The sequence below is a fragment of the Enterobacter sp. LU1 genome, assembly GCF_008271405.2.
Taxonomy (GTDB): Bacteria; Pseudomonadota; Gammaproteobacteria; order Enterobacterales; family Enterobacteriaceae; genus Enterobacter; species Enterobacter hormaechei_C.
The window spans coordinates 734,769-746,324 of record NZ_CP043438.2 but is presented as its reverse complement, the minus strand read 5'-3'; the positions used below and the strand labels follow the sequence as shown (position 1 = coordinate 746,324).

The 11,556-nt window shown below is 58.4% G+C and carries 10 protein-coding genes and 1 riboswitch; of the genes, 7 read left to right on the top strand and 3 right to left on the bottom strand.

All coding sequences use genetic code 11. From position 1 onward, the window contains the following. Window positions 1-43: 43 nt before the first annotated feature. Entirely contained in the window at window positions 44-196 is a 153-nt protein-coding gene (sgrT, locus tag FZF21_RS03545; RefSeq protein WP_003856388.1) for a glucose uptake inhibitor SgrT, read from the bottom strand. A gap of 88 nt (window positions 197-284) precedes the next feature. On the opposite strand from sgrT, the gene sgrR reads away from it, so the two are divergent. The 4 genes from sgrR (at window position 285) to thiQ (ending at window position 5,360) form a co-directional block, all read left to right on the top strand. Continuing rightward, window positions 285-1,940, top strand: a complete 1,656-nt coding sequence (gene sgrR / locus FZF21_RS03540; protein ID WP_047737145.1) for an HTH-type transcriptional regulator SgrR — start codon at window positions 285-287, stop codon at window positions 1,938-1,940. 36 nt (window positions 1,941-1,976) lie between these two features. Beyond that, a riboswitch (TPP riboswitch) is annotated at window positions 1,977-2,077 on the top strand. A 31-nt stretch (window positions 2,078-2,108) separates the two neighbouring features. Next, on the top strand, window positions 2,109-3,092 hold the full coding sequence (thiB, locus tag FZF21_RS03535; RefSeq protein WP_032647227.1) for a thiamine ABC transporter substrate binding subunit: 984 nt from the start codon (window positions 2,109-2,111) through the stop codon (window positions 3,090-3,092). Continuing rightward, window positions 3,068-4,678 carry a thiamine/thiamine pyrophosphate ABC transporter permease ThiP gene (gene thiP, locus FZF21_RS03530; RefSeq protein WP_047055969.1) on the top strand — a complete coding sequence of 537 codons (1,611 nt, stop codon included), beginning with the start codon at window positions 3,068-3,070 and terminating at the stop codon, window positions 4,676-4,678. Before thiB ends, thiP begins: the two co-directional genes overlap by 25 nt. Continuing rightward, complete coding sequence (thiQ, locus tag FZF21_RS03525; protein ID WP_017694525.1) at window positions 4,662-5,360, top strand: thiamine ABC transporter ATP-binding protein ThiQ; 699 nt, start codon at window positions 4,662-4,664, stop codon at window positions 5,358-5,360. Before thiP ends, thiQ begins: the two co-directional genes overlap by 17 nt. Before the next feature lie 28 nt (window positions 5,361-5,388). On the opposite strand, the gene FZF21_RS03520 is transcribed toward thiQ, so the two are convergent. Both FZF21_RS03520 and araC read right to left on the bottom strand, forming a co-directional pair. After that, window positions 5,389-6,156: a DedA family protein gene (locus FZF21_RS03520; protein WP_015572658.1), complete on the bottom strand. Its 768-nt coding sequence runs from the start codon at window positions 6,154-6,156 to the stop codon at window positions 5,389-5,391. Between the two features lie 118 nt (window positions 6,157-6,274). Beyond that, window positions 6,275-7,120: an arabinose operon transcriptional regulator AraC gene (gene araC / locus FZF21_RS03515; RefSeq protein WP_149121071.1), complete on the bottom strand. Its 846-nt coding sequence runs from the start codon at window positions 7,118-7,120 to the stop codon at window positions 6,275-6,277. 337 nt (window positions 7,121-7,457) lie between these two features. Between araC and araB the strand changes: the two genes are divergently transcribed. From araB to araD, 3 genes are all read left to right on the top strand, one after another. Next, complete coding sequence (gene araB, locus FZF21_RS03510; RefSeq protein WP_023303071.1) at window positions 7,458-9,167, top strand: ribulokinase; 1,710 nt, start codon at window positions 7,458-7,460, stop codon at window positions 9,165-9,167. A gap of 10 nt (window positions 9,168-9,177) precedes the next feature. Further along, the gene (gene araA, locus FZF21_RS03505) at window positions 9,178-10,680 is read left to right on the top strand and encodes an L-arabinose isomerase (protein WP_047737148.1); all 1,503 of its coding nucleotides are present in this window, start codon (window positions 9,178-9,180) and stop codon (window positions 10,678-10,680) included. Between the two features lie 86 nt (window positions 10,681-10,766). Then, entirely contained in the window at window positions 10,767-11,462 is a 696-nt protein-coding gene (gene araD / locus FZF21_RS03500; RefSeq protein WP_023295910.1) for an L-ribulose-5-phosphate 4-epimerase, read from the top strand. Window positions 11,463-11,556: the final 94 nt, after the last annotated feature.

The window sequence follows — 11,556 nt, the reverse complement described above, 5'->3', positions numbered from 1 at the left end:
GGGTGATTAGCACCAATACTCAGTCACACATGATCGAGGCGAGTTAGCGAGAAGAGGTCGGTTTCGTAACGTCCCACTGCATCAGATCTTCCAGTATTCTCAGCCGCTGCTCTGCGCACTGGCGGGCCAGCCAGGACACTCCCTTTGTCGCTGAAAAATAGTGCTGATAAAACTGACGTGCGGTAGACCTCTTCATAATTTACCTCCTCGCTTCATCGAAAAGGATTATTGGCTTAATATAGGGATTAATAAATTGCTGATTTTTTGTCAGGAGTTCCCCTTTTATGCCTTCCGGTCGTCTGCAACAACAATTTATCCGCCTCTGGCAGTGCTGCGAGGGGCAATCGCAGGAGACCACGCTGAACGAGCTGGCCGAGCTCCTCAACTGCTCCCGGCGTCATATGCGCACGCTCCTTAATACCATGCAGCAGCAGGGCTGGCTAAACTGGGAGGCCGAAGCCGGACGCGGCAAGCGTTCGCGCCTGACTTTCCTTTATACCGGCCTGGCGTTACAGCAACAGCGAGCGGAGGATCTGCTGGAGCAGGACCGCATCGATCAGCTGGTCCAGCTGGTGGGCGACAAAGCCGCCGTGCGCCAGATGCTGGTCTCGCATCTGGGACGCAGCTTTCGTCAGGGACGCCACATTCTGCGGGTACTTTACTACCGCCCAATGAAAAATCTGTTGCCCGGTACGGCGTTACGTCGCTCTGAAACCCACATGGCCCGGCAGATATTCAGCGGTCTGACGCGGATAAATGAGGAAAACGGGGAACTGGAAGCGGATATTGCCCATCACTGGCAACAGGTGTCTCCGCTGCACTGGCGCTTCTTTCTACGCCCCGGCATTCATTTCCACCATGGACGCGAGCTGGAGATGCGCGACGTTATCGCCTCTTTAGAGCGCGCCCGCACGCTGCCGCTCTATTCGCATATCACGCGGATCCACTCCCCAACGGCCTGGACGCTGGATATTGAGCTTTCGCAGCCGGACAAATGGCTTCCGTGGCTTCTGGGCTACGTGCCATCAATGATCCTGCCTGCCGAGTGGCGATCCCTGAACAATTTTTCCAGCCAGCCGATTGGTACGGGCCCCTACTCCGTTACACGAAATAACAGTAATCAGCTGAAGATCCGCGCCTTTGATGATTACTTTGGCTATAGGGCGTTGATCGACGAAGTGAACGTCTGGGTGTTACCGGATCTCAACGAAGAGCTGAGCGCAGGCCTGACCCTGGAAGGGCCAACAGCCGGTGAAAAGGCGTTCGAAAGCCGCCTGGAGGAGGGCTGCTACTACCTGCTCTTTGATAGCCGCAGCCATCGCGGGGCAAACCACGACGTCCGCAGGTGGATAAGCCATATTCTGGCGCCCGCTAACCTGATTTATCACGCAGAGGAGCAATACCAGACCTGGTGGTTCCCGGCCTATGGCCTGCTCCCACGCTGGCACCATGCGCAGCCTGTCCGCAGTGAAAAGCCTGCCGGACTGGAGATCATCACCCTCAGCTACTATCGCGATCACATTGAGCACCGTTTTCTGGCGAGGATCATGAGCACGCTGCTGGCAGCCGAAGGCGTGACGCTGGCGATTCAAGAAGTCGATTATGATGAATGGCATCGCGGAGACGTCATCAGCGATATCTGGCTCAACAGCGCAAACTTTACGCTGCCGCTTGATTTCTCGCTCTTTTCTCACCTGTACGAGGTGCCCCTGATTCAGCACTGTATCAACCGGGACTGGCAGCAGGACGCCGCGCGGTGGCGCGCGGGAGAAATGGATCTGGCCGCCTGGTGTCAGGAATTACTGACCGGGCAGACGATCGTACCGCTGATTCACCACTGGCTGCTGATCCAGGGGCAGCGCAGCATGCGCGGCCTGCGGATGAATACCCTCGGCTGGTTTGATTTTAAATCCGCCTGGTTTGCGCCGCCGGAGCCATAACGCTTTCGTAATATTCACCAAATCATTACAATAGCGCCGTTCTCAACGGGGTGCTGCATCACTGATGTGCGCTGAGATAATACCCGTCGAACCTGATCCGGATAACGCCGGCGAAGGGATTTGAGGCTGTCTCTCAAAATCCTTTGCCACTCAACCCTGAGGTGCAAAGTGTTAAAAAACGTTCTTCCTCTGCTGGCGCTGTTTGCGCTGCCTGTTTTTGCTAAGCCCGTTCTGACGGTCTATACCTACGACTCCTTCTCCGCCGACTGGGGCCCCGGCCCGGTGGTAAAAAAAGCCTTTGAAGCCGACTGCAACTGCGAGCTGAAATTCGTGGCGCTGGAAGATGGTGTCTCTCTGCTTAACCGGCTGCGCATGGAAGGCAAAAACAGCAAAGCCGACGTGGTGCTCGGGCTGGATAACAACCTGCTGGAAGCCGCCACCCAAACCAGACTGTTCGCCAAAAGCGGTGTGGCGTCAGATGCCGTCAACGTACCGGGCGGCTGGAAAAACGACACCTTCGTTCCCTTTGATTACGGCTACTTTGCGTTTGTCTACGATAAAAACAAGCTGAAGAATCCGCCCAAAAGCCTGAAAGAGCTGGTCGAAAGTGACCAGAAATGGCGCGTAATTTATGAAGATCCGCGTACCAGCACGCCGGGTCTGGGGCTGCTATTGTGGATGCAGAAAGTCTACGGGGATAAAACGCCGGAAGCGTGGCAGAAGCTGGCCGCGAAAACCGTTACCGTCACCAAAGGCTGGAGCGAAGCCTACGGCCTGTTCCTGAAAGGCGAAAGCGATCTGGTGCTGAGCTACACTACCTCTCCGGCCTACCACATTATCGCCGAGAAGAAGGATAACTACGCCGCCGCGAACTTTGCTGAAGGGCATTATTTGCAGGTGGAAGTGGCCGCCCGCACCGCCGCGAGCAAACAGCCGGAGCTTGCCGAAAAATTCCTGAAATTTATGGTCTCCCCGGCATTCCAGAATGCTATTCCGACAGGAAACTGGATGTACCCGGTCACTGACGTTGCGCTTCCGGCAGGCTTTGAGCAGCTAAACAAGCCGCAAACCTCACTGGAATTTACGCCGCAGCAGGTTGCCGCCCAGCGCGCCGCATGGATTAGTGAATGGCAACGCGCCGTCAGCCGCTGATCCCCGGCTGGTTAGTTCCCGGGCTGCTCGCCGCCATACTGATGGTGGTCGTCAGCCTGGGTGCATTCCTTGCGCTGTGGTTTAACGCGCCAGAGAGCGATCTGCTCGCCCTCTGGCACGACAGCTATCTCTGGCACGTCATCCGTTTCTCCTTCTGGCAGGCGTTTCTCTCCGCGCTGCTGTCGACGATCCCGGCCATTTTCCTTGCACGCGCCCTCTATCGCAGACGTTTCCCCGGCAGGCTTGCCCTGCTGCGGCTGTGCGCGATGACGCTGATCCTGCCCGTGCTGGTGGCGGTGTTCGGCATTCTGAGCGTCTACGGTCGACAGGGCTGGCTGGCATCCCTCTACAACCTGCTTGGTCTGGAATGGACCTTCTCCCCTTACGGCCTGAAAGGCATTCTGCTGGCGCATATTTTTTTCAATATGCCGATGGCGACGCGCCTCTTTTTACAGGCGCTGGAAAACATTCCCGGTGAGCAGCGTCAGATTGCCGCCCAGCTTGGCATGCGCGGCTGGTCGTTCTTCCGCTTTGTCGAATGGCCGTGGCTGCGACGCCAGATTGCCCCGGTGGCCGCGCTAATCTTTATGCTCTGCTTCGCCAGCTTCGCGACCGTGCTTTCTCTCGGCGGCGGGCCGCAGGCCACCACCATTGAGCTGGCGATCTATCAGGCCTTAAGTTACGACTACGATCCGGGCCGCGCCGCGCTGCTGGCGATGGTGCAGATGGTCTGCTGCCTGGCGCTGGTGTTACTCAGCCAGCGGCTGAGTAAAGCGATCCCCACAGGCAGCAATCACTTGACAGGCTGGCGCGATCCGCAGGACAGCCTGCACAGCCGCGTCGCGGATTTTATGCTGATCGCGCTGGCCCTCCTGCTTCTGCTGCCTCCGCTGCTGGCCGTTATCGTTGATGGCCTGAATCGCAATGTGTTGTCGGTACTGCAACAGCCTGTCCTGTGGCAGGCGACGTGGACCTCATTGCGCATCGCGCTGGCAGCCGGGCTGCTGTGCGTGATCCTGACCATGATGCTGCTCTGGAGCAGCCGCGAGCTGTACGCGCGTCATGCCCGTAAAGCCGGACACGCGCTGGAACTGACGGGTATGCTGATCCTGGCGATGCCGGGTATTGTGCTGGCGACCGGATTCTTTTTACTGTTCAACAGCACTATCGGCCTACCGGAAAGCGCCGACGGCATCGTCATTTTTACCAACGCACTGATGGCTATCCCTTACGCGCTCAAGGTGCTGGAAAACCCGATGCGCGACGTCAACAGCCGCTACAGTTTGCTGTGTCAGTCGCTGGGCATGCAGGGCTGGAAGCGTCTGAAGGTGGTCGAACTGCGCGCGCTAAAGCGTCCGCTGGCTCAGGCGCTGGCGTTTGCCTGCGTGCTGTCGATTGGCGATTTTGGCGTTGTGGCCCTCTTTGGCAACGAGGATTTCCGCACGCTGCCGTTCTGGCTTTATCAGCAAATTGGCTCCTATCGTAGCCAGGACGGCGCCGTCACGGCACTTTTACTGCTGGTGCTGTGCTTTGCGTTATTTACCGTTATCGAAAAACTTCCGGGGCGTGATGTTAAAACTGACTGATGTAACCTGGCTTTATGAGCACCTGCCAATGCGTTTTACCCTCTCCGTTCGTCAGGGAGAGCGAATCGCAGTGCTTGGCCCTAGCGGGGCCGGAAAAAGTACTCTGCTCAATCTGATTGCCGGTTTTTTGCAGCCTGCCAGCGGGTCGATCGTCATTGATAATGGCGAGTATACCTACGCTCCGCCGGCTAAGCGCCCGGTGTCGATGCTGTTCCAGGAAAACAATCTGTTCAATCATCTTACGGTGTGGCAGAACATCGCGCTGGGTATGGATCCGGGGTTAAAACTCAGTGTTGCGCAGCGTCAGACGCTGGAGGCGATCGCCGAACAAATGGGCCTGGCTGCGTTTATCAACAGACTACCGGGTGAGCTTTCCGGCGGCCAGCGCCAGCGCGTGGCGCTGGCACGCTGTCTGGTGCGCAAGCAGCCGCTGCTGCTGCTCGACGAACCCTTTTCGGCGCTCGACCCGGCCCTGCGTCAGGAGATGCTCTCGCTGGTTGAGGAGGTTTGCGAGCGCGAGCAACTGACGATGCTGATGGTTTCGCATAGCATCGAAGATGCCGCACGCATCGCGCCGCGATCGGTAGTGATCGCGGAGGGACGTATTTTGTGGGATGGAACAACCGACGCCTTAATGAGCGGGAAAGAAAGCGCGTCAGGATTACTGGGTATAAGACCGTAGGCCGGGCAAACGCAGTGCCGCCCGGCGTTTAACGGCTCACCACCTTCAACAGGATCTCACCGTACACCGGCATCAGCGGGTGGCGAATCAGCGCCACCAGCGCCACGACAGCCACTCCCAGCGTCAGCGGGGCCAGCCAGAGCAGGCGAGAGCGCGGAAGATAGCGCGTCAGGCGATCAACACTGGCTTTCGCGCTGCGCCACAGGCGCCAGCAGAGCCAGACCGCCAGCCACAGCAGGACCGCCGTTCCCAGCAGCAGCCACTTGAACTCACCGCTTTGCATACCGTCAGGAATATCGATGGCCGCGCCCGCCAGGATCCCCGGCAGGAAGTAGAACGGCGGCCAGAAGACGCAGCCGATGATGTTCGGCACCACAAACTTCGCGACGGGCAGATCCAGCATCCCGGCCACCATCGGCACCAGCGGGCGCGTTGGGCCAACGAAGCGCCCCACGAGGATGGTGAACATGCTGTGCTGGTGCAGCGCGTGCTCGGTTTTATCCAGCAGCGCTTTATTTTTTTTCATGAACGACCAGCGGTGCAGCGGCTTCTTAAAGCGCCAGCCCAGCCAGAAGGAGATCCAGTCCCCCAGCAAACAGCCAATAATACCGGCCATCCACGCCTGCCAGAAATTGACCTCGCCGCTGCCGATCAGCGCCCCAAGCCCCGCCATCATCACGGTGCCGGGCAGGATCAGCCCGACCAGCGCCAGCGACTCCAGAAACGCCACCAGCGCCACGGCGATGAGCGAATACATAACGGACTGGGTAATAAAATGTTCCAGCAATGCCTGCATAACTATTCCGGTCAGAAAACGAATCAGCGATTCTGCTTAGCGCCCTGCACCGCGTCAAGGCATCAATTGTCTGAATAGTTTACAAGATGCGCCTGAAGTTCACCTGAATGTTTACCGATTATTCACATCCCGCACGGAATTCGCTCGGGCTGGCACCGGTGCACTTCTTAAACACGCGAGAGAAATAGAGCTGATCTTCAAAGCCGACGTTACGCCCGACGGTGGCGATAGGCATTCGGGTGGTGCTGAGCAGCAGTTTCGCCTGGCTGATGCGCTGATCCTCACGCCAGCTGAGTACACTCACGCCAAGCTGCTGGCGGAACAGATGAGAGAGCCGTGACGGCGACAGACACACATGCTGGGCGACGCTGGCAATATCAAACTGGCTGTCGGCAAGGTGGTCGCTGATGTACTGGCAGGCGTCGCGGACGCGGTTGTCCAGCGGCGGATTAAGCGACTCGTTGATGGCCTCCATGCGGCGCAGCAGCACCTGTTCAAGCAGGTTGATGGCCAGCAGTTCGGCGTAGCGCCCGCCCGCCTGCCCTGCCTCAATAATCTGTGCGAACAGCTCACGGAACTGCGCCAGATGCGCCTCATCCGGGCGATATAAACCGGTATGGGCGAAAATGGCCGGCCACGAGAGCCACTCCTGCCAGTAGGCGCGCGGACGGAAATAGACCCACTGGTGATACCACTCTTTGGCATCCGGATGGCGCCCGTAGTGGTGGATCTCCCCCGGCGAGAACAGCAGCATATCACCGGGGCGGCAGATAAACTGCTGATCCCCGTTTTTGACGACCCCTTCTCCGCGTACGGTCAGGTTCAGGATATATCCCTTCATGCCAAGAGGGCGATCGACGTAAAAATCGAGATATCCCTCGGCCTCAATTGGCGTCAGCCCCGCCACCAGATGGGCGTTAAATGAGTAGCCCGGCAGTAAGGGATCGTTTTGCGGTTCGGCCATAGATTCAGTTCTCCCAAGGGTCCTGAAGGAAACCAATTGTCCATATCGATAAAAGCAGTATAAAAATGGCCCGCGAAAAGATCCAAAAAGCATCACGCCTCTTTTACGTCCGCCATGTTTCAGCCTTTCCCCCTGATTTGTCCGCCAGTACGGGCAGATAAGCAGTAACAAAAGTGTCTATAAGTGCGGCAGAAATGTCCACATAGAATATTTGCACGGCGTCACACTTTGCGTGGCTACAGCAATTTAGTCCATAAGATTAGCGGATCCTGCCTGACGATTTTTGTCCCCAGTCTCTAATGTTCTTCCATACCTGTTTTTTGGATGGAGCAACACCATGGCAATTGCAATTGGCCTCGATTTTGGCAGCGACTCAGTTCGCGCGCTGGCAGTGGACTGTACGACTGGCCAGGAGATAGCAACCAGCGTTGAGTGGTATCCGCGCTGGCAAGAGGGGCGCTACTGCGATGCGCCGAACAACCAGTTCCGCCACCACCCGCGTGATTACATTGAATCAATGGAAGCGGCGATCAAAACCGTGCTGGCGGAGTTGACGGACGCCCAGCGGGCCGATGTCGTGGGGATTGGCGTCGACAGCACCGGCTCAACGCCTGCCCCTGTCGATGCCGAAGGCCGCGTACTGGCGCTGCGACCGGAGTTTGCCGACAACCCGAACGCCATGTTTGTGCTGTGGAAAGACCATACCGCCGTGGAAGAGGCGGAAGCCATCACCCGCTTATGCCATCAGCCGGGCAAAACTGACTACTCACGGTATATCGGCGGAATTTACTCCAGCGAGTGGTTCTGGGCCAAGATCCTGCACGTTACCCGCGCGGACGCGTCGGTCGCACAGGCAGCCGCGTCATGGATTGAGCTATGCGACTGGGTTCCCGCCCTGCTCTCCGGCACCACTCGCCCGCAGGATATCCGCCGCGGCCGTTGCAGCGCCGGGCATAAATCGCTGTGGCATGAAAGCTGGGGGGGGCTGCCTCCGGCAACGTTCTTCGATGAACTCGACCCGATCATCAACAAAAACCTGACATACCCGCTGTTTACCGACACCTTCACCGCCGATATTCCGGTCGGCACGCTCTGCGAAGAGTGGGCGAAACGCCTCGGTCTGCCGCAAAACGTGACCATTTCCGGCGGCGCGTTCGACTGCCATATGGGTGCGGTGGGCGCGGGTGCGCAGCCCAACACGCTGGTGAAAGTTATCGGCACCTCCACCTGTGACATTCTGACGGCAGATAAAGCCAGCGTCGGCGACCGCGCGGTGAAAGGCATTTGCGGTCAGGTTGACGGCAGCGTGGTACCCGATTTTATCGGCCTCGAAGCGGGTCAGTCCGCCTTCGGCGATATCTACGCCTGGTTTGGCCGCGTGCTCGGCTGGCCGCTGGATCAGCTTGCTGCCGCGCATCCTGAACTGAAAACACAGATTACCGCGAGCAAAAAACAGCTCCTGCCGCAGCTCACCGAAGCCTGGGCAAAAAATCCGTCTCTCGACCACCTGCCGGTGGTGCTGGACTGGTTCAACGGGCGTCGTACGCCGTTTGCCAACCAGCGTCTGAAAGGGGTGATTACCGATCTCAACCTCGCGACCGACGCGCCCGCGCTGTTTGGCGGCCTGATCGCCGCCACCGCATTCGGCGCGCGCGCCATTATGGAGTGCTTCACCGGGCAGGGCATTGACGTAAACAACGTGATGGCGCTGGGGGGCATCGCCCGTAAAAACCCGGTGATCATGCAGGCCTGCTGCGACGTGCTGAACCGGCCGCTGCAAATTGTGGCCTCCGATCAGTGCTGTGCGCTGGGCGCGGCGATTTTCGCTGCCGTGGCCGCAGGCGTACATGCGGATATCCCGACCGCGCAACAGCATATGGCGAGCGCCGTCGAAAGTACGCTCCAGCCGCAGACTCAGCAGGCACAACGCTTTGAACAGCTTTATCAGCGCTACCAGCAATGGGCAAAAAGCGCCGAACTTCACTATCTCCCTGTCGCCGCCCCGGCCAAAAGCACCGCGGACACTACGGCAACCCTGACACATTAAGGACACGATAATGACCATTTTTAATAATTATGAAGTGTGGTTTGTGATTGGCAGCCAGCATTTGTACGGACCGGAAGCGTTGCAGCAGGTGACTAAACACGCGGAGCACGTTGTGAATGCGCTGAACGCGGAAGCCAAACTGCCGTGCAAACTGGTGCTGAAGCCGCTGGGTACCACCCCGGACGAAATCACCAACATTTGCCGCGATGCCAATTACGATGACAAATGCGCTGGCCTGGTGGTGTGGCTGCACACCTTTTCGCCAGCCAAAATGTGGATCAACGGCCTGGCTATCCTCAACAAACCGCTGCTGCAATTCCACACGCAGTTCAACGCCTCCCTGCCGTGGGACAGCATCGACATGGACTTCATGAACCTGAACCAGACCGCGCACGGCGGCCGCGAGTTCGGCTTCATCGGCGCGCGCATGCGTCAACAGCATGCCGTGGTGACCGGGCACTGGCAGGACGCTCAGGCACAAAAACGTATTGGCTCCTGGATGCGTCAGGCGGTATCTAAGCAGGATACCCGCCACCTGAAAGTGGTGCGTTTCGGCGACAACATGCGCGAAGTGGCGGTCACCGACGGTGATAAAGTGGCCGCGCAGATTAAATTTGGCTTCTCCGTCAACACCTGGGCGGTGGGCGACCTGGTGCAGGTGGTGAATGACATCAGCGATGGCGACGTTAACGCGCTGGTGGACGAGTACGAAAGCAGCTATCGCCTGACGCCTGCGGCACAGGTCAACGGTGACAAGCGCCAGAACGTGCTGGATGCCGCACGTATTGAGCTGGGCATGAAGCGTTTTCTGGAACAGGGCGGCTTCCATGCCTTCACCACCACCTTTGAAGATCTCCACGGCCTGAAACAGCTCCCGGGTCTGGCGGTACAACGTCTGATGCAGCAGGGCTACGGCTTTGCGGGCGAAGGCGACTGGAAAACTGCCGCTCTGCTTCGCATCATGAAGGTGATGTCGACCGGTCTACAGGGCGGCACCTCTTTTATGGAGGACTACACCTACCACTTCGAGAACGGCAACGATCTGGTGCTCGGCTCGCACATGCTGGAAGTGTGTCCATCCATCGCGGTTGAAGAGAAACCGATCCTCGACGTGCAGTACCTCGGCATTGGCGGCAAAGCGGATCCGGCCCGTCTGATCTTCAACACCCGTACCGGCCCGGCCATTAACGCCAGCTTGATTGACCTCGGCGATCGTTTCCGCCTGCTGGTGAACTGCGTCGATGCGGTTGAAACCCCGCATTCTCTGCCGAAGCTGCCGGTCGCCAACGCTTTGTGGAAAGCGCAGCCTGACCTGCCAACCGCCTCGGAAGCCTGGATCCTGGCCGGCGGCGCGCACCACACCGTATTCAGCCACGCGCTTGACCTGAACGATATGCGTCAGTTTGCCGAGCTGCACGACATCGAACTGACCGTAATTGATAACGACACCCGTCTGCCAGCCTTTAAAGACGCGCTGCGCTGGAACGAAGTCTATTACGGTTCAAAACGCTAAGTACGGAGTGCCCGGTGGCACTTCGTTTACCGGGCCTACGGTTCTGTAGGCCGGATAAGCGTAGCGCCATCCGGCAGGAGACGACAATGTTAGAAGATCTCAAACGTCAGGTACTCGAAGCCAACCTGGCGCTGCCAAAACATAACCTCGTAACCCTGACATGGGGCAACGTCAGCGCCGTTGACCGGGAAAAAGGGGTGTTCGTGATCAAGCCTTCCGGCGTGGATTACACGGTAATGACCGCAGAAGACATGGTGGTGGTCAGCATCGAAACGGGTGAAGTGGTTGAAGGCAATAAAAAGCCCTCCTCCGATACGCCCACTCATCGCCTGCTGTATCAGGCCTTCCCGACCATCGGCGGGATTGTGCATACCCATTCGCGTCACGCGACCATCTGGGCGCAGGCGGGCCAGCCTATTCCGGCCACCGGCACCACCCACGCGGACTACTTTTACGGCACCATTCCCTGCACGCGTCTGATGACCGATGCGGAGATCGGCGGTGAGTACGAATGGGAAACGGGGAACGTGATTGTCGAAACCTTCGAAAAACAGGGAATCGACGCGGCGCAAATGCCCGGCGTGCTGGTGCACTCCCACGGCCCGTTTGCCTGGGGTAAAAACGCGGAGGACGCGGTGCACAACGCGATCGTGCTGGAGGAAGTCGCCTATATGGGGATCTTCTGCCGCCAGCTGGCACCGCAGCTGCCGGATATGCAGCAAACCCTGCTGGATAAGCATTACCTGCGTAAGCACGGTGCGAAAGCCTACTACGGGCAGTAAACCCTTGCCCGGTGACGCTGCGCTTACCGGGCCTGCGGAACCTGTAGGCCGGATAAGCGCAGCGCCATCCGGCGGAACAGACACTGTATAAAAC

Excerpts from the sequence above, each read along its gene's own strand:
- araA (WP_047737148.1), top strand. The coding sequence starts at position 9,178 with ATGACCATTTTTAATAATTATGAAGTGTGGTTTGTGATTGGCAGCCAG.
- thiQ (WP_017694525.1), top strand. The coding sequence starts at position 4,662 with ATGTTAAAACTGACTGATGTAACCTGGCTTTATGAGCACCTGCCAATG.
- sgrT (WP_003856388.1), bottom strand. The coding sequence starts at position 196 with ATGAAGAGGTCTACCGCACGTCAGTTTTATCAGCACTATTTTTCAGCG.
- araB (WP_023303071.1), top strand. The coding sequence starts at position 7,458 with ATGGCAATTGCAATTGGCCTCGATTTTGGCAGCGACTCAGTTCGCGCG.
- FZF21_RS03520 (WP_015572658.1), bottom strand. The coding sequence starts at position 6,156 with ATGCAGGCATTGCTGGAACATTTTATTACCCAGTCCGTTATGTATTCG.
- araD (WP_023295910.1), top strand. The coding sequence starts at position 10,767 with ATGTTAGAAGATCTCAAACGTCAGGTACTCGAAGCCAACCTGGCGCTG.
- thiP (WP_047055969.1), top strand. The coding sequence starts at position 3,068 with ATGGCAACGCGCCGTCAGCCGCTGATCCCCGGCTGGTTAGTTCCCGGG.
- araC (WP_149121071.1), bottom strand. The coding sequence starts at position 7,120 with ATGGCCGAACCGCAAAACGATCCCTTACTGCCGGGCTACTCATTTAAC.
- sgrR (WP_047737145.1), top strand. The coding sequence starts at position 285 with ATGCCTTCCGGTCGTCTGCAACAACAATTTATCCGCCTCTGGCAGTGC.